The sequence below is a fragment of the Microbacterium sp. SLBN-146 genome, assembly GCF_006715145.1.
Taxonomy (GTDB): domain Bacteria; phylum Actinomycetota; class Actinomycetes; order Actinomycetales; family Microbacteriaceae; genus Microbacterium.
Genome location: NZ_VFMR01000001.1, coordinates 902,671 through 920,703 on the forward strand (window position 1 = coordinate 902,671; position 18,033 = coordinate 920,703).

An 18,033-nucleotide genomic window follows, 5' to 3' on the forward strand; every position below is an offset into this window, starting at 1 on the left:
CTATCCGTTCTGATCGTGTGCCAGCACCGCTTCGACCTGCGTGCGGACGACCGCGAGGATGTCGTCGACGGTCGTCTCGGCCGTAGGTGCGGATGCCATCGCCACCAGCAGCCCGGACGAGATCATGCGCGCCAGGACGCCGGCATCCGCCTCGCTGCGTCCGGCGCGGGTGACGATGAGTTCCGTGAGGGTGTGCTCGGTTTCACCGACGACGCGAAGCGCCTCGGCGTGATGCTGCTCGCCCGCATCACCGAAGATCATCTCCCGCAGGTAGGTGCGGCCGTTGTCGACCTGCGTCCGGTTGCACGCGACGACCGGTGCGAGGAGCGCCATGACTCCGTCGACCGCTCCGGACGTGGCAGCGGCGGCGCTGCGGCCTTCGTCGAGGGCGCGGACGTAGTGAGCGTTCTGCACGAGGAGGAGCAGCTCCCCCTTGGTCTTGGCATAGAGGAAGAGTGTGCCCGTGCCGATATCGGCAGCGTCGGCGATCTCCTGCGTCGTGACATCGTCGACGCCACGCTCGGCGAACAGAGCGCCGGCAGCGGCGACGATGCGCTCGAGCTTCTCCTGCTTGTTCCGCTCGCGGCGACCAACGGGCGGTGACGTCACCGACATCTCGCTCCTCCCGGAATCGATCATGAGTGGCCTCGGTTATGAGCGTAGTCACTGCATGATGGGGTGTGGTTCATTCTCCCATCTCCGACCCGGTGACGACCCGCTGAGGGCACTCTGCGGCCACCCGAATACCCACTCACGGCCAATCACAGATAAGAAGAGAGCGACACGCATGACCTCACTCAACGGAGCAATCGTCCTCGTCACCGGCGCGAACGGCGGCATCGGTACTCACTTCGTGCGCGAGGCGCTCGCGCGCGGAGCGGCGAAGGTATACGCCACGGCTCGTACCCCCCGTGAGTGGGACGACGAGCGCGTCGTCACCCTGCCGCTCGACGTGACGGATGCCGCGTCGATCGACGCCGTCGTCGCGGCAGCGCCCGACGTCACGATCCTGATCAACAACGCGGGCACGTCGCCCGCGAGCTTCGGCATCCTCAACCACACCGATGACGAGATCCGCAGCAACATCGAGACGAACTTCGTCGGACCGCTCATGCTCGCGCGTGCGTACGCGCCGCTGCTGTCAGCACAGCCTGGTGAGACCGCCATCATCGACATCCACTCCGCGATGTCCTGGTTCGCCGTCGGCGGGATCTACTCGGCGACGAAAGCCGCCCTCTGGTCGGCGACGAACTCGATGCGCATCGAGCTGCACCCCGCGGGCGTGCAGGTCGTGGGAGTCCACGTGGGCTGGGTCGACACCGCGATGGCCGCGGGATCCACCGACGCGAAGCTCGACCCCGCCGTGCTCGTCGCGAAGGTTCTCGACGCCACTGAAGCGGGCGAGTACGAGGTGCTGGCCGATGAGACGTCGGTGCAGCTGAAGGCGGCGCTGTCCGGCCCGATCGAGGCGCTGTACCCGCAGCTCGCGAAGTAGGCGTACGCCGCTTCGACAAGCGCTAGGTGCCCACGTACTCCTGCCGGACAGCGCCTCGCGTGGCGATCTCGATGAACTCGGCGGCGCACTGATCTCGGCGACACAACTAGCCGAAGTCGCCAGGGGCCATGTCGGTGAAGCGGGAGAAGTGTCCCTGGAAGGCGACGGTGATCGTGTCGGTGGGGCCGTTGCGGTGCTTGGCCACGATGAGGTCGGCTTCGCCGGCCCGGGGGCTGTCCTTCTCGTAGGCAGCCTCACGGTGAAGGAGCACGACCATGTCGGCATCCTGCTCGATCGAGCCGGACTCACGGAGGTCTGACAGGGCGGGCTTCTTGTCGGAGCGCTGCTCGGCACCACGGTTCAGCTGCGACAGCGCGACAACGGGAACGCCGAGCTCCTTCGCGAGCAGCTTGAGCGCACGCGAGAACTCCGATACCTCTTGCTGGCGCGACTCGACGCGCTTTCCTGACGTCATGAGCTGGAGGTAGTCGATGACGACCATCTTGAGGCCGACGCGCTGCTTGAGTCGACGGCACTTGGCGCGGATCTCGACGAGCGTCATGTTGGGCGAGTCGTCGATATAGAGAGGCGCGTCGTTGATGCGACCGCGGGTCGCGGCGATCGTCGTCCAGTCGCGCGAGTCGAGCGTGCCCTTGCGCATCGCCTGAAGCGGGATCGCGCCCTCGGCGCTCATGAGACGCATCGCGATTTCGCTGCGACCCATCTCGAGCGAGAAGAAGATCGTCGGCATGTCGTGCTTGATGGCAGCGGAGCGCGCGAAGTCGAGCGCGAGCGTCGACTTACCCATGGCAGGACGCGCGGCGATGATGATCATCTGGCCCGGGTGGAGGCCGTTGGTGAGCTGGTCGAGTCCGCCGAACCCCGTGGGGATGCCGGTCATCTGACCGTCGCGGCCACGCGCGGCCTCGATCTCGTCGACGGCTGCATCGACCGCGATCGTGAGGGGGACGTAGTCTTCAGCCGCCTCGGCGCCGGTGACAGAGTAGATCTCGGCCTGCGCGTTGTTGACGACGTCGACGGCTTCGCCCTGACCCGAGTAGCCCATCTGCACGATGCGCGTGCCCGCCTGGACGAGTCGGCGAAGGAGCGCCCGCTCCGAGACGATCGTCGCGTAGTAGCCCGCGTTCGCCGCCGTCGGCACGATCGACGTGAGGGTGTGGAGGTAGTCGGCGCCACCCGCGCGCTGGAGCTCGCCCGTCTTGATGAGCTCGTCGGTCACGGCGACGACGTCGGTCGGCTCACCGTGCGAGTAGAGCGTGAGGATCGCTTCGAAGATCAGCTCGTGCTTCGGGATGTAGAAGTCAGGGCCGCGCAGCGTCTCGATGACATCGGCGACGGCGTCTTTCGAGAGCAGCATGCCGCCGAGCGTGCTCTGCTCGGCGAGGAAGTCGTGCGGGGGTGTGCGCTCGTGCTCGCGGGGTGCTCCTAGTCGGTCTTCGGAGATGTCTGCGATCGACATGCACCTGCCCCTTTCCGCGCGAATGCGCGCTCCCCCGACTGGACGACGACCACGCTATGGACGGGTTCCGACACCCGCAAACCAGCCTGTGGATAACGCTGTGGAGAGATTGCGGGAAACGCCGCGCAGGCTGTGAGCAAAGGGTGTGGAGAACTTCTGGGGATGACTTCGGATCAGAAGTTTATTCTGTATCTGACCGGGTCATTTTTTCCACACAGCCTGTGGATGGAGATGTGGTTGAAGTGCGTGTTGAAGGTTGCGGATGCTACGTGAGGTTGTCCACAGTTTGGGGGACAACGTGATATGCGCCGAGTGCTTCGCCGCCACGAACACCCCTAGACAAGCCCCCGACATAGGTCTAACGTGCCTTCCACCAGGCACATCACGGACGTTCAACCGAACGTGCGAAAGACGTTCATCATCTTGGGAGACGAACGTGGAGATCGCTACCTGGCGTGGGTTGAGAGTTTTCGCACGCCTCGCGTTGTGCGGCATCGTCGCCGTATTCGCCTTCGTGGCGCTCTCGCTCCTGCTCGGACCCTCCACCGCTCACGCCAGCGATGACGATGGCGACCGCCCCGGACTTCTCGGTGCGGTCACCAATGTTCTCGACGGCGCGACCGACGTCGTCGGAACCACCGTGACCGAGGTCACCTCCGTCGCGACAACGACCGTCGAGAAGGTCGTCGCCGTCGCGCCGGCTCCCGTGCAGCCGCCCGTCACCGCGGTCACCGAGGTCGTCACCACCGTTACGGCTCCTGTCAGCGACGTCGTCTCCAGCGGCGTCGTCACCACCGTCACCGAGCCGGTCGTCAGAGCCGTGACCGAGATCCCCGTCGTCGGCGATGTCGTCACCGGTCTCGGAGCGGACGATCTCATCGCCGAGGTCGGAAAGACGGTCGACACGACGCTCGAGACGGTTGTAGACGCGATCGATGAGGCGGGCGCTGCGGTCGGGTCGCCGACGCCGACCGCTCCGCTGATCCCTCTTCCTCCGCTCCCACTGCCGTCCCCGACCCACGACATCGGCCTCGACATCGACCTCGCGGACCTCGGCCCAGCGGTCAGCGCCGCGAGCCTCACGTCGCCCTCTGCGGTCGCCGCAGCTCGCGTCTGGGCCTGGACTCCTGCGGCATCCCTTCCGTCGCTGCACGCGCTCGCACAGGCGGCGCCGACAGCCTCTTCCGCCGTCACGGCACCCGCGGAGCGCTCGGGGAGTGCTCCACCCTTCAGCGGGCCGTGTGCGACGCCGACGTCATCTCTCGGATCCGGTGGTTCGGGTTCCGGTGCCTGGGCGCTTGCCGCCTTCCTTCCCCTCGTCGCTCACCGTGCCTGGGTGCGACGTGCGGGACCGAAGGACGACGACGTGCCGGCATCACCCGCTCCCTCCCACGACGTCTCCCCTGACTGAGTGAGCCTCGGTCGCCCTCGCGGCGACAGAGACTCTCGCGCGCTCTCGCGCGCACTTCACTCACTCTCTGAAGGGGAAAGACCATGAACACATTCGCAAAGCGCGCCCTGTGGGGCACGCTCTTCGCGGGCGGCATCACGCTGCTCGGCGCAGCCGCCGGCGCGAGCGCGGCGGACACGACAGGGGACGAGGGCCTGCTGTCGGGTACGCAGGCTCTGCTGAACGTCTCCGTGCCCGTCTCCATCGACGGCACGTCCGTTTCGCTGCTCGGCGACGCGACGAGCGAGGCGTCGGCCCCACCGGCGGCACCCGCTCCGGCAGCGCCTGCACCCGCCGCAGCGCCCGTCACGAGCGGAGACGACAGCGTCGGCTCCGGCTCGCAGGCGATCGTCTCGGTCGACATTCCGGTGACGATCGGCGGCAACGCCGTGTCGGTCGTCGGCGATTCGTCGTCCGAGTCTCCTGCCGCCCCGGCTGAACCGGCGCCCCCGGCTGAGCCGGCAGCACCTGCGCCGTCCACCTCGGGCGACGACGGAGTCGGGTCGGGCACGCAGGCGGTCGTTCCGGTCGCCGTGCCCATCACGGTGGGCGGTAACGCGATCTCGGTGCTCGGCGACAGCCAGTCGACGGATGCCGCGACCTCCGCCACACCGACGACCGCCGCCCCCGCGGCGACAGACGCCGGGACGTCGGGCGACGACGGGATCCTCGGTGGCAGCCAGATCGTGGCACCCGTCACCGCTCCGATCGCGGTGACCGGGAACGCCATCTCCGTGATCGGCGACAGCTCGTCCGAGGGCGCGACGACGATACCGGGCGCATCGGCTCCCGGTGGCACTGACGGCGCGTCGACGACCGGCGATGACGGGATCCTCGGCGGGACACAGGTTGTCGCGCCGATCACGGCTCCCATCGCGGCAGGCGGCAACGCCATCTCGGTCATCGGGGACAGCACGTCGACCGGTGCAGGGTCAGCGGCTCCCAGCGGTCCCGGCGCAGGCCTCGGCCTGCCCGTGACGTCGGGCGATGACGGCATCCTCGGTGGCAGCCAGATCGCGCTGCCGGTCGCCGTTCCCATCGACCTCGGCGGCAACGCCATCTCGGTCATCGGCGACAGCACGACGACAACGCCGTCCGCGGGCGACCCCGGTACCCCCGGAACCCCTGGTACGCCTGGTACGCCTGGTACGCCTGGTACGCCTGGTACCCCGGGTACGCCTGGTACCCCCGGAACCCCGGGTACGCCCGGCACGCCGGGAACGGACGGAACCTCGGCCGTCGTGGCCGGCAGCGGAAACGCGGTCGTCGGCTCACCCGCCGGTGCGCGCGTCACGGCTCTCGCCGACACGGGCCTCGAGGCCACGCTGCTGCCGCTCGCCGCGGGCGCGATCACACTGCTGATCGCGGGAGGCTTCGCCCTCCGTGCACGCCGCAAGGCGTGACGCTCGGATGACCGTGGAGTCTCGCACCGTGCCTGGCACGGGACTCCACGGTCGCCGAACGACGGATGCCGCGAACCCGAAGGTCCGCGGCATCCGTTCGCCCTCGTGAGGGCTGAGCCTTATTTGGCTGCGACCACCTGAAGCGTGATCACGGCGGTGAGGTCGTCACGAAGACGGATCGTCGCCTCGTGCTCGCCCACCGACTTGATCGGCGAGGTGATGTGGATCTTGCGCTTGTCGAGGTCGCCCAGACCGGCGGCCTTCACGGCGTCGGCGACGTCGACCGTCTTGACCGAACCGAACAGGCGACCTTCGGCGCCCGCCTTGACGGCGAGGCGCACCTTGTTGCTCTCGAGGGAGTTCTTGAGCGCCACGGCCTCTTCGTGGTCGTGGATCGCACGCGACTCGCGAGCGGCGCGAATCGACGCCACCTGCTTTTCGCCGCCACGCGACCACGCCACAGCGAAGCCCTGAGGGATGAGGTAGTTGCGGGCGTACCCGTTCTTGACCTCGATGACGTCACCGGCGCTTCCGAGCCCGGCGACCTCGTTCGTGAGAATCAGCTTTGCCATCGGATGCTCCTTAGCGGCCGGCGCCGGCGTAGGGGAGCAGAGCCATCTCGCGTGCGTTCTTGATCGCACGGGCGATGAGGCGCTGTTCCTGAACGGAGACACCAGTGATACGACGGGCGCGGATCTTGCCACGCTCCGAGATGAACTTGCGAAGAGTTGCGACGTCCTTGTAGTCGATGACGCCGACACGGATCGCCTTCGCGGGGGCAGCGTTCTTCGCGCCCTTCCGCGGCTTCCGACGATCGCCGGTTGCCTTTCCAGCCATGATTTTTCCTTAATGAAGAAGAAGTGGGATGCCGGGTGTTCCGGCCTTCTGAAGGGGGAGGGTCTCGATACGCCCGCTGCGCGGGCTACTCGACCTTGACCCGAGTCGCATCAACGCGGCTGCGCCGCGGTGATCCGCCTCGCGTCAAAACGGCGTGTCGTCGCCGTACGACGTTCCGGGCGCTGCCCAGGCGTCGCCGCCGGCAGCATTCGAGGAGGAGCCGGGCGTCGACCACGGCTCGTCGGCGACCTGCGCGGGTCGCGCCTGTCCACCTCCGCCGCCGAAGCTTCCGCCTCCACCGCCGCCACCACTGGCAGCACGCGTGACCTGAGCGGTCGCGTAACGGAGCGAGGGGCCGATTTCGTCGACCTCGAGCTCGATCGCGGTGCGGTTGTTGCCTTCGCGATCCTGGTAGCTGCGCTGCTTGAGGCGGCCGGTCGCGATGACCCGCATGCCCTTCGTCAGCGATCCGGCCACGTGCTCGGCGAACTCGCGCCACACGCTCGCGCGGAGGAACAGCGCTTCGCCGTCCTTCCACTCGTTGGCCTGACGGTCGAAGTTGCGCGGCGTCGACGCGATCGTGAAGTTCGCGACGGGCAGTCCGTTCTGCGTGTACCGCAGCTCGGGATCAGCCGTGAGGTTTCCCACGACGGTGATGATCGTCTCGCCGGCCATCGCCCTTACGCCTTCGCTGCCTTGGCCTCAGCGGCTTCGCGACGAGCAGGGGCAGCAGCCTTGCGGGCCGCCTTCTCCTCGGAGCGCTTCGCCTCGGCGGCCACCAGAGCGATCGCCTCTTCAGCGCGGAGCACCTTGGTGCGCATGATCGACTCGTTCAGCTTCAGCTGACGGTCGAGTTCCTGCGTGGCAGCGCTCGTGGCGGTGAAGTTGACGACGGCGTAGATGCCTTCGGTCTTCTTCTGGATCTCGTAAGCGAGACGGCGGCGACCCCAGATGTCGATGTTCTCGATCGTGCCACCATCGTTCGTGATGACCTTCAAGAACTTGTCGAGGTTCGGAGCGACCTGGCGCTCGTCGATCTCGGGGCTGAGGATCACCATGAGCTCGTACTGGTGAGAGTGCGTCACTGACCCACCTCCTTCGGACTAGAACGGCTGCAGGGCATTTCCCCGCAGCAGGAGGGTGTGTATGCACGTCATCCGGCTTCCAGCGCGTCGGGCGCATGCGGACAACCCTCCTATGGTACCGGAAGCCGCACGCCACCGCGATTCGGCGCCGAATCGGTCAGCGGAAGGCGCTGAGCCCGGTCAGGTGCTGGCCGAGGATGAGTGTGTGGACCTCGTCGGTGCCCTCGTACGTGCGGACCGATTCGAGGTTCGCCGCATGCCGGATCGGTGAGTGCGCCAGCAGCACGCCGTCGCCCCCGAGGATCGTCCGCGCCGTCCGGGCGATCTCGATCGCCTCACGCACGTTGTTGAGCTTGCCGAGTGAGATCTGCTCGGGCCGGAGGCTCCCGGCATCCTTGAGCCTGCCGAGGTGCAGCGCGAGCAGCGCGCCCTTCTGCAGCTCGAGCGTCATGTCGACGAGCTTCTGCTGCGTCAATTGAAAGCCCGCGATGGGCGTTCCGAACTGCTCGCGGGCAAGGGCGTGGCGGAGTGCGTCCTCGTAGCTGTCGCGTCCGGCACCGAGCGCGCCCCACACGATGCCGTACCGTGCGTCGTTGAGCGCCGAGAAGGGACCGCGCAGTCCGCGCGCGTCCGGCAGCATCGCCGAGGCGGGCAGGCGCACCCCGTCGAACCGCACGTCGCACTGCACTGAGGCGCGCATTGATCCCTTGGGTCCGAGCACGACCGCCTCGAACCCGCGAGAATCCGTCGGCACGAGGAAGCCGCGGACACCCTCGTGCGTCTGCGCCCATACGACCGCGATCTGAGCGATCGACGCGAGTCCGATCCAGCGCTTCTCGCCCGTCAGGATCCAATCGTCGCCGTCGCGCTGGGCGTAGGTCTTCATGCTCGACGGGTCGGATCCCGCGCCCGGCTCGGTGAGGGCGAAACTCCCGATCGCCTCGCCGCTCGCGAGCTGCGGCAGCCAGTCGTTCTTCTGCTCGTCGCTCCCCCAGCGGTGGATCGAGCCCATCGCGAGCGAGCCCTGCACAGAGACGAGCGTCCGCAGACCCGAGTAGCCCGCCTCGAGCTCGAGCGCAGCGAGACCGTACTCGACGGCGGTGCCCCCGGGGCATCCGTACCCGTTCAGACTCATCCCGAGCACCCCGAGCTGTCCGAGCGCCGGCACGATCTCGCGCGGGAACCAGCCGCGGTCGAACCAGTCCGCGATGTGGGGGCGGATCTCGGCGTCGACGAAGCGGCGCACACGATCGCGCACGGCACGCTCTCCATCCGAGAGCAGCGCGTCGATCCCCAAGACATCGGATGCCGCGCGCAGAGCCTCGAGGTCGTCCGTATCGTGCGCGCCGGTCATGGTCGCCTCCTCATCGAGTGGGCGCCGAGGTGCGGCATCCCTTCGTCGATTCTGCCTCCCGGTAGCGTGGTCGTGCACGAGAGGGGGATGCATGAGCGGGATGCCACGATCAGCCACGCCGTTCGACGCGCGGCCTCTCACCGAGCCGGTCGACCGTGCCGCCGTTCAGGCTTTCACCCGCCACTTGCGTGCCAACGGGATGCTCGGGAGCACGTCTGCCGCGACCGTCATCGGCATCGTCGTCGGTGTCTTCGTCGGAGGCGTCGTCCTCACGATGTTCGGCACATTCGGCGCGGTCGTGCTGTCGGCGATCGGCTCGTCGGGGGCGCCGGCATGGCTCCTCCTGCTCATCGGGTTCGTCCTCTTCCTCGTCTTCGCCGGCATTCTGACGCTCATCGGGTTCGTCGTGGTGCGCGCCGTCAGAGGAAGCGGGGTCCGCCGCTACCGCCTCGACCGCTTCGCCCGGGCCAACGGCATGACGTACCTCCCGGGGATCTCGAACCCCAGCCTTCCGGGGATGATCTTCGACATCGGCTCGTCTCGCCAATCGCTCGACCTGGTGCGTGGCACGAGCCCGCGGTTCGTCGAGTTCGCCAACTACCGCTTCACGACGGGTTCGGGCAAGAACTCGACGACCCACGAATGGGGCTACGTCGCGGTCAAGCTCGACGTGCCGCTGCCGCACATCGTGCTCGACGCCCTCGGCAACAACAGCTTCTTCGGCTCCAACCTGCCCGTGTCGTTCGGCAAGGATCAGCGGCTGAGCCTCGAGGGCGACTTCGACCGCTACTTCACGCTCTCGTGCCCCAAGGGATACGAGCGCGACGCCCTCTATCTCTTCACGCCCGACATCATGGCGCGCTTCATCGACAACGCCGCGGCCCTCGACGTCGAGATCGTCGACGACTGGCTCTTCCTGTACGCCAAGACCGACTTCTCGACGCTCAACCCCGCCGTGTGGGCGTGGCTCTTCTCCGTCGTCGGCGCGCTCCTCGACAAGCTCGCGCAGTGGGAACGCTGGCGCGACGAACGCCTCGAGTCCGAGCGCCGTGCGGCCGCGGCGCTCCCCGCCGGCGAACAGGGCGTCCCGTTCGTCGCGCCCGTGGAAGCGCTGCGGCCACCGCCCGGAGTCGCGGCCCCCGGACGGCGATTGCGTCGCGGCATCCCGTGGTGGGCGATCGTCGTCGGAGCCGTCGTGGTCGCCGCGTGGGTGCTTCCGCAGTTCCTTGGCCTGTTGTTCGCGGCGTTCGGTCCCTGAGCCCGGCGCCGCCGGGGAGCGTGGTCAGCGGAGGCCGAAGGCGGTCAGTTCGGCGTCGTCGAGCATGCGCGAACGGATGAGGAAACGCATCCCCGTCGGACCCTCGACCGAGAACCCCGCACCGCGGCCGGGCACGACGTCGATCGTGAGGTGCGTGTACTTCCAGTACTCGAACTGCGCCTCCGAGATGAAGACCTCGATGGGGTCGTCGAGTCCGACGTCAAGGGTGCCGAGGTGCACGTCCGACGGGCCCGTGAGGAACATGCCGACGGGGTAGCACATGGGTGCGCTCCCGTCGCAGCATCCGCCCGACTGGTGGAACATGAGCGGTCCGTGCTGCGCCGTGAGCTCGCGCAGCAGCGCCGCCGCGGCATCCGTCACCGCCACCCGGCTGTGGGTGTCCGTGTGATCCATGGCCCTCTCCGTCCTGTCTCTCATCCCCCACGCCCGCCCGCACGCCCGCCCGCACGACCGCCCCGCGCCCGCCCCCGCGCCCCGCCCCCTCGCCGAGCACGCTCCCCTCGCCGAGACTGCATCCTCCGGCCGAGACTGCGGCGTGCGCGTGCAGTCTCGGCCGCGAGGTGCGGTCTCGCCGGCGACGGCGGCGGGCCCGGTGGCGGATGCCGCGAGCCCGGCGCCCCGGGAAGGTCCGCGCCGCTCAGAAGAAGCCCATGGGACCTTCCGCGTACGAGACGAGGAGGTTCTTCGTCTGCTGGTAGTGCTCGAGCATCTTCAGGTGGTTCTCGCGGCCGATGCCGGACTGCTTGTATCCGCCGAAGGCCGCGTGCGCGGGGTACTGGTGGTACGTGTTCGTCCACACACGGCCGGCTTCGATCGCGCGTCCGGCACGGTACGCCGTGTCACCCAAGCGGCTCCAGACGCCGGCGCCGAGTCCGTACAGGGTGTCGTTGGCGATCGAGATGGCGTCGTCGAAGTCGTCGAACGACGTCACCGAGACGACCGGCCCGAAGATCTCCTCCTGGAAGATCCGCATGTCGTTCGTTCCCTCGAAGACCGTCGGGGCGACGTAGTAGCCGCCCGACAGCTCGCCCCCGAGGTCGACGCGCTCGCCGCCCGCGAGCAGCTTCGCACCACCCTGCTTGCCGATGTCGATGTACGACAGGATCTTCTCGAGCTGATCGTTGGATGCCTGTGCGCCGATCATCGTCGCGGGGTCGAGCGGGTTCCCCTGCACGATCTTCGAGACGCGGTCGAGACCGTCGCCGAGGAACCGATCGTAGATCGACCGCTGGATGAGGGCGCGCGAGGGGCACGTGCAGACCTCGCCCTGATTGAGCGCGAAGAACGTGAACCCCTCGAGCGCCTTGTCGTAGTAGTCGTCGTTGTCGCGCGCAACGTCTTCGAAGAAGACGTTCGCCGACTTGCCCCCCAGCTCGAGGGTCACGGGGATGAGGTTCTGCGACGCGTACTGCATGATCAGGCGGCCCGTCGTGGTCTCACCCGTGAAGGCGACCTTGCGGATGCGCTTGTGCTGAGCGAGCGGCGCACCCGCCTCGATACCGAAGCCGTTGACGATGTTGACGACGCCCGCCGGCAACAGGTCGCCGATGATGTCGAAGAGGAAGAGGATCGACGCCGGCGTCTGCTCGGCGGGCTTCATGACGACGCAGTTGCCGGCGGCGAGCGCGGGGGCGAGCTTCCACGTCGCCATGAGGATCGGGAAGTTCCAGGGGATGATCTGCCCGACGACTCCGAGCGGCTCGTGGAAGTGGTACGCGACGGTCTCTTCGTCGAGCTGGCTGAGCGATCCCTCCTGTGCACGGAGCACGCCCGCGAAGTAGCGGAAGTGGTCGACCGCGAGCGGAATGTCGGCGGCGAGGGTCTCGCGGACGGGCTTTCCGTTCTCCCACGTCTCGGCGACGGCGATCCGTTCGAGATTCGCTTCGATCCGATCGGCGATCTTGTTGAGGATGTTGGCGCGCTCGGTCGGGCTCGTCCGCTTCCACGACTCGAAGGCCTTCCACGCGACGTCGACGGCGCGGTCGATGTCCTCCACTGTGCCCCGCCCGACCTCGGTGAAGGGCTTCCCCGTGACCGGGGTGATGTTCTCGAAGTACTGCCCCTTGACGGGCTCGACGAACTCGCCGCCGATGTAGTGGCCGTACCGGGAGCGGTACTCGGCAACGGCTCCGCGCTGTCCCGGCGCTGCGTAGACGCTGGATACGCCCTCTTCCACGATGGTCATGCTGGTCTCCTTCGACGCTGGCGCGACATCCCTCGTCGCGATGCGTCGACGGTAGGCGGCGGAACGTTGCATCCTGTTGCATCCGCATGCCGCACACCTGAGGGGATCCGCGATGCTGAGGACGGATGCCGCGCGAAGGCCCTCGCGAACGCCGATCTCCTCAGTACTGCGCGTCAGTCCGCGGCATCGAGCCGCTCGATCCGCGCCACGAGACCCGCGCGCTTCGGCGAGCGCGGCGGCAGCATCGAGAGACACAGCCGCAGCAGGTCGATGTCGTCGGACGCGGCGTCCGTCTCGGCGAACGCCAGCAGGACGTCGACGGATGCCTCGGCCATGAGCGCCTCGCGAAGGCCCGTGCGCACGGTGTCGCGGAACTCCTCGACGCCCGGCGCGGTCGAGTCGGGGAGGACCTCCCCGCGGTAGGCGGCGAGCGCGACGCGGTGGGCGCCCCGGTCGAGGAGCGACAGCACGTGGTGCGCGTCGGTCTCGAGCGCGGCGGTGAGGCGGTAGGGGCGGGATGCCGGTACGAGCTGCGGCGCGGACTTCTCGAGGACCCTGCGGAGTCGCACGAGTTCGGGTCGCAGGGTGTCGACGGCCGCGGCATCCCCGTAGACGAGCTCGCCCAGGCGCTCTGCCGACAGACCCTGGCGGTGCACGGCGAGCATGAGGAGGATCTCGGCGTGCCGCGTGCCGAGCTCTGTCACCGTCTCGACCTCGGTGCCCGCGAGCTCGAGGAGAGCGCGGTCACGACCGAGGACGCGGAGCGTCGCGCGCGCGGACTCGACACGACGAGGGGTCCGCCGGCGCGGCGGCGTGCTGGCCCGTGCACGCAGCCGGGACACGAGCAGCTCCCCTTCGATCGCGCGTGCCGTCGCGTCGACGAGCAGCTGCGCCTGGGGCGTCACGGCCTCCGCGCCTCCCGTGACGTCGATGACTCCGAGGAGCCGGCGCGTTTCGGGGTCGTGGACGGGCGCCGCCGTGCAGGACCACGGCTGCACGAGCCGATTGAAGTGCTCCGCGCCCCGGATCTGCACCGAACGGCCCACGGCGATCGCCGTCCCCGGGGCCGACGTGCCGATGGCCTCCTCCGACCAGTTCGTTCCGGGGACGAAACCCATGTCGCCGGTCAGGTTCCGGATGCCGCGGTCTCCCTCTACCCAGAGCAGTCGGCCCGCGGCATCCCCCACCGCCACGACGACACCGGAGTCATCGGCGCCGCCGGGGAGGAGGAGCGTCCGGATCATCTCGATCGTGCTCGCGAGGGGATGCTCACGGCGGTAGGCGTCGAGCGCGTCGTCGCCGAGCTCGAGCGGCGGAAGCCCTTCGGCACCGACGAGCGAGGCGAGCGATCGGCGCCACGACTCGCGGACGAGGGCCCGGACGTCGAGCAGCCGGTGGTCGCTCGCATTGCCCGCGAGCAGCTCGTCGTGCGCGCGCTCGATCAGCAGGCGCGAGTCCTCGGGCGAGGCGTCGCGTCGCACAGACCAGGACGACGGCATGCTGCTCCGATCGACATCGAGGAGCCTGCGACCAGTGTAGGTCCGCCCCTCCTCTTTTCGTCGAGACTCCGGGTTGTCGCCGACCCACCCCGTTACGTGCGCGCAACAACGGGGTCTCTGGGCGACAACCCGGAGTCTCGACAGAAATGAAGAGGGGCCCGAGCCAGCGGCCCGGACCCCTCTGCGACCAGAAGGTCAGTTCAGTGTGAACGTGTAGGTCTGGGTGTTGCCCGCGACGTCGTAGACGACGAGGGTGTTCAGGCCCTGCACGGCACCGAACGTCGGCGGCTTGATGAAGTTGACATCGGACCACTGGTTGTTCGACAGGTCCTTGACCTTGCCGTTCAGCGTCACCTTGTCGATCTTCTGCGCGTCGTACAGCTTGAACGAGATCATGTCGTACGACTCACCCGTCTTCACCGTGAACGACGACCCGTCCTTGACCGTCGCGGAGGGCTTGGTCGCATCGATCGAGAACGCGAACGTTCCCGTCTGCGCGACGTTGCCCGCGAGGTCCGACGCGTTGTACTTCACCGTGTACGCACCGTCGGGCAGAGTCACGGATGCCGTGTGCGTCGCCGCCTTGGCTCCGTTCGCCGCCGTCTGGGTCGACTTGACCAGCTTTCCGTCCTTGTAGATGTTCGCGACGACGCGGTTGAGGCCGCGGTCGTCGGTGGCATCGACCTGGATGTTCAGGACCGGGAAGGGACCAGCCGTCGTCGGCGCCACGAGCGTCGCGACCGGCTTGATCTTGTCGGCCGGGACGGGCACGGGCGTTCCCTCGAGGGCACCCCAGTGGATCGCGCGGGCGATGTCGCTGAATGCGCCGACCGGGTGGTTGCGGTACGTCGGCGTCGAGCCGAAGACGAAGGCCTTCGACCCGGTCGGTCCGACCGCCGAGAACGCGGACGGCTTGCCCGCGGCATCGGCCTGCGAACGACCCGCCGACGCAGCCCAGTGGCCCGAAACGAACGGGTCCGACGCGGCGTAGGACTGCTCGACGACCGCGTTGGGTCCGAGGTTCGAGAACCACGAGAACGGCGATCCGAAGACGGTGTCCTGCGGGTAGTCGCCCAGGACGCCGTCCGCGGGCGTGTCGACCCGGCTGATGCCGTTCGATCCGCTCGTGCCCGACGTCGTCGAGGCGGTCGTGATGCCGAAGCCGTTCACGAACGTCGCGGCGGCGGAGCCGACACCCACGACGGGCTTGCCCGTTGCGAGGTAGGCCTCGACCGCGGCCCGACCGGCAGCCTGCGCCGCCGAGAAGGTGAGGTTTCCGCCCACGTACAGGACATCCACCGTCGACAGGTCGACGGCGCCCGACGTGATCGTCGCGCTCGTGACGGGCTGCAGGTCACGGAAGCCCATCTTGGTGAGGGCGTCCACGACGTCGGCCGAGCCGACGTAGCCGACCTTGACTGGCTTGAGCGCCGTCGATTCCTCGTAGGCGAGCGCGAGACCGTCGGTCGCGACGAAGTCGACGCCGTAGATGTCGGCGACGGCCGTCGCGGCGGCGTACGTCGCGGCATCCGGTCCGAGGATGATCGTTCCGTCAGCGAGCTGCGACAGCGCGACGCCCTCACCGAGCAGTTCGTTGACCGCCTGGTAATCGGCGAGACCGCGCGGCTCGAAGGACAGGTACGTTCCCGCCGCGGGGATGGACCCCGTGAGCGACGCATCCGTGACCGTCTCGAGAGCGGTCGTGGGAGCGGCATCCGTCGTCGAACCGATCGAGACCACGTCGGCACCCCACAGGAGCGCGAGGCTCCACGCGGAGATGTCGTACATGTCGGGCACGCGCTCGGAGATGTCGCTTCCCTCATCGAGAAGGACGTTGGCGAGGCCGCGCAGCGGCTGGTGCATGTCGACGTAGTACGACCCGGCGGGGTACGTCACGTCGCCCACCGTGAACGGAGCCGTGGTCTTGTCGACCTCGATGTCGTTCACGAGGAGCGCCTGCACGAGCGTTTCGGCGTCAGACGTCGAGCGCTGCGTGTCGTCGGCCGGGATGACGTAGGCACGCGGGTACTCCGCGTTGTAGACGTCGGCCTCGTTCCAGATCTCGACCCATTCGGTCGGGACGCCGGGTGCGAGGTCTTCTGCGGAGATGTCGGCGGGGATGACGACGCTCGGCTCACCGGCGAGACCGCGACGGAAGATCTCGATCTGGTTCTCGAGAAGCGCACCGCGGTGCTCCTGGACGTAGTCCGACACCGTGTCGATGACGATCTCGGCGACCTCGATGTTGATCTTCGCGCGAGCCGGCTGGTCACCGCTGCGGCCGAGGGGCAGCTCGACGGTGTTGGTGACGGCGCCCTGGTACGCGACGTACTGCGGAGCGAAGATCGGGGGCCAGTCATCCCAGCCCGCACGGATGTCGCGGTAGGGGATCTTGATGAAGCCTGTGTTGGTCGTCGTCGTGGCGCCGGTCTCGCGGTTGAGGTACGTGTTTCCGGGGATGTTCGCGGCGACGACGTTCTTCTCGATCTCGAGGGCTGTCGCGTAGGCGTGCGGCACGAACAGGTCGTACTCGTAGTTCTCACCGTGCGGGGGACCACAGGGCTCGACCTGGAGCACGTTGGTGTATCCGTGCAGGTCGATGAAGTAGGTCGGCTGCAGGACGCTCGCGAGGTCGCGCACGATCATGGCCTCGGCCGTCGCACCCGTGATGAGGTCGCGGTTCGGGTCGTAGCCGTTGACCGTTCCGCGCTGGCCGAGAGCACGACCGTCGGGGTTGTTGGTGACGGTGAAGTAGAGGCGGTTGTCGGACAGGAGCTCGCCGATGGCGGGGTCGGTGCTCGTCGCGAGATCCTCGATGTAGTTGAGGGTCGCGTCGGTGCCCTCCCACTCGTTGCCGTGGATGTTGCCGTTGTACCAGATCGGCACCTTGTAGCCGGCCTGGAGAGCCTCATCGGATGCCGCGGCAGCCGGCTCGTACTTGACCTTGTTGCGCCACGCCGTCTGCTGCGCGACCTCGGCGGCCGTCTCGGGCTCGGTCACGGTCACGAGGTAGATGTCACGGCCCTGGAAGGACTTTCCGACGACCTGCGCGGAAACGCGGTCGCTCTCGTCCATCAGGTCGTTGATGAAGGGGGCGATCTCGTCGTACGGCATGACGCCACGGGCGATCGATGCGTCGGTGGGCAGATCGGGGAAGACCGTCAGCTCGGGCTGCGTCGGGTACTGCGTCGGCATCTGGATGTACGGCGATGCGGGCCGCACGATGTCGAGGGCGGGCGGTTCGACGGCGGCGGTGGCGGGCGTCGCCACGAGTGCCGTCGTCAGGACCACGGCGCACGCGCCGAGTCCTGCGATTGTGCGTCTGAGCACGGGAACTCCGTTCGGGGGGATCGGACGGCGCGATGGAGCACGGGTGTGTCGCCGCGACGTGTGCCGGCGAGGATCATTCCTCACCGGCATCCGGGTTCGGATTTCTCGCCACAGTATCGAAGGGCGTGTTACGAGGACCAGCCCCAAAATTACGAACAGATGACGCGGCGACGGGGCAGAGTGCCCGACATCGATTTCATCCCGTGTGCATCATGCGCGTCGAAGCGGCGGTCAGGTCGCGGGCTCGAGGTTCTCCGATGCCCATGCGCCCAGCTGGTCGAGGATGGGGAGGAGCCTCTCGCCCGCTTCGGAAAGACGGTACGACACGCCGACGGGCGGCCCCGGCTCGACCGAACGCACGACGATGCCCGCGTGGGCGAGTTCGGCAAGGCGATCCGACAGCACGGCGTCGCTGATGCCGGGAACGGCCCGACGCAGACCCACGAATGTCGCCGCCGCCGTGCCGAGGGCCGACACGATCATGCCGTTCCAGCGCTTGCCGAGTACCGAGAACGCGAGCGTCACCGCAGCGTCGCACGCGCTGCGCTGCTCGTCGATGTCGGCCACCGCTCCATCGTACCCGTGCTACTCTCACCAGAGCCGCTTTGCTTTTCATAGCGACTCTTCTTTCACGAT

16 protein-coding genes are annotated in these 18,033 nt (G+C 68.0%); 4 read left to right on the plus strand and 12 right to left on the minus strand.

What is annotated here, in order from left to right:
- A complete protein-coding gene (locus FBY39_RS03905) occupies positions 1-615 on the minus strand; it encodes a TetR/AcrR family transcriptional regulator (RefSeq protein WP_141930349.1) in 615 nt (204 codons plus the stop codon).
- Between the two features lie 172 nt (positions 616-787).
- Between FBY39_RS03905 and FBY39_RS03910 the strand changes: the two genes are divergently transcribed.
- Positions 788-1,495 (plus strand): SDR family oxidoreductase, encoded by a 708-nt coding sequence (locus FBY39_RS03910; RefSeq protein ID WP_141930351.1) that lies wholly within the window; start codon positions 788-790, stop codon positions 1,493-1,495.
- Positions 1,496-1,601: 106 nt separating this feature from the next.
- Here FBY39_RS03910 and dnaB read toward each other — a convergent pair whose 3' ends face one another.
- Entirely contained in the window at positions 1,602-2,975 is a 1,374-nt protein-coding gene (gene dnaB / locus FBY39_RS03915; protein ID WP_141930354.1) for a replicative DNA helicase, read from the minus strand.
- 436 nt (positions 2,976-3,411) lie between these two features.
- Between dnaB and FBY39_RS03920 the strand changes: the two genes are divergently transcribed.
- Positions 3,412-4,386: a hypothetical protein gene (locus FBY39_RS03920; RefSeq protein ID WP_141930356.1), complete on the plus strand. Its 975-nt coding sequence runs from the start codon at positions 3,412-3,414 to the stop codon at positions 4,384-4,386.
- Positions 4,387-4,469: 83 nt separating this feature from the next.
- The gene (locus FBY39_RS03925) at positions 4,470-5,828 is read left to right on the plus strand and encodes a chaplin family protein (protein ID WP_141930358.1); all 1,359 of its coding nucleotides are present in this window, start codon (positions 4,470-4,472) and stop codon (positions 5,826-5,828) included.
- Between the two features lie 119 nt (positions 5,829-5,947).
- Here the strand turns inward: FBY39_RS03925 and rplI are convergent, their stop codons facing one another.
- The 5 genes from rplI to FBY39_RS03950 form a co-directional block, all read right to left on the minus strand.
- Positions 5,948-6,400, minus strand: coding sequence for a 50S ribosomal protein L9 (gene rplI / locus FBY39_RS03930; RefSeq protein WP_141930360.1), 453 nt, complete (start codon positions 6,398-6,400; stop codon positions 5,948-5,950).
- 10 nt (positions 6,401-6,410) lie between these two features.
- Positions 6,411-6,665, minus strand: a complete 255-nt coding sequence (rpsR, locus tag FBY39_RS03935; protein ID WP_013584646.1) for a 30S ribosomal protein S18 — start codon at positions 6,663-6,665, stop codon at positions 6,411-6,413.
- 144 nt (positions 6,666-6,809) lie between these two features.
- Positions 6,810-7,340 carry a single-stranded DNA-binding protein gene (locus FBY39_RS03940; protein WP_141930362.1) on the minus strand — a complete coding sequence of 177 codons (531 nt, stop codon included), beginning with the start codon at positions 7,338-7,340 and terminating at the stop codon, positions 6,810-6,812.
- A gap of 5 nt (positions 7,341-7,345) precedes the next feature.
- The gene (gene rpsF, locus FBY39_RS03945; RefSeq protein WP_141933872.1) at positions 7,346-7,723 is read right to left on the minus strand and encodes a 30S ribosomal protein S6; all 378 of its coding nucleotides are present in this window, start codon (positions 7,721-7,723) and stop codon (positions 7,346-7,348) included.
- 184 nt (positions 7,724-7,907) lie between these two features.
- The gene (locus FBY39_RS03950; RefSeq protein WP_141930364.1) at positions 7,908-9,104 is read right to left on the minus strand and encodes an acyl-CoA dehydrogenase family protein; all 1,197 of its coding nucleotides are present in this window, start codon (positions 9,102-9,104) and stop codon (positions 7,908-7,910) included.
- Positions 9,105-9,204: 100 nt separating this feature from the next.
- Between FBY39_RS03950 and FBY39_RS03955 the strand changes: the two genes are divergently transcribed.
- Positions 9,205-10,362, plus strand: a complete 1,158-nt coding sequence (locus FBY39_RS03955) for a hypothetical protein (protein ID WP_141933874.1) — start codon at positions 9,205-9,207, stop codon at positions 10,360-10,362.
- A gap of 24 nt (positions 10,363-10,386) precedes the next feature.
- Here the strand turns inward: FBY39_RS03955 and FBY39_RS03960 are convergent, their stop codons facing one another.
- The 5 genes from FBY39_RS03960 to FBY39_RS03980 form a co-directional block, all read right to left on the minus strand.
- Positions 10,387-10,776, minus strand: a complete 390-nt coding sequence (locus FBY39_RS03960) for a DUF779 domain-containing protein (RefSeq protein ID WP_141930366.1) — start codon at positions 10,774-10,776, stop codon at positions 10,387-10,389.
- A gap of 244 nt (positions 10,777-11,020) precedes the next feature.
- A complete protein-coding gene (locus FBY39_RS03965) occupies positions 11,021-12,568 on the minus strand; it encodes an aldehyde dehydrogenase family protein (RefSeq protein WP_141930368.1) in 1,548 nt (515 codons plus the stop codon).
- A 173-nt stretch (positions 12,569-12,741) separates the two neighbouring features.
- Positions 12,742-14,067, minus strand: a complete 1,326-nt coding sequence (locus FBY39_RS03970; RefSeq protein ID WP_141930370.1) for a GAF domain-containing protein — start codon at positions 14,065-14,067, stop codon at positions 12,742-12,744.
- A 195-nt stretch (positions 14,068-14,262) separates the two neighbouring features.
- A complete protein-coding gene (locus FBY39_RS03975; RefSeq protein WP_260837428.1) occupies positions 14,263-17,397 on the minus strand; it encodes a M14 family zinc carboxypeptidase in 3,135 nt (1,044 codons plus the stop codon).
- Between the two features lie 231 nt (positions 17,398-17,628).
- The gene (locus FBY39_RS03980) at positions 17,629-17,964 is read right to left on the minus strand and encodes a helix-turn-helix domain-containing protein (protein WP_141930373.1); all 336 of its coding nucleotides are present in this window, start codon (positions 17,962-17,964) and stop codon (positions 17,629-17,631) included.
- Between the last annotated feature and the right edge of the window lie 69 nt (positions 17,965-18,033).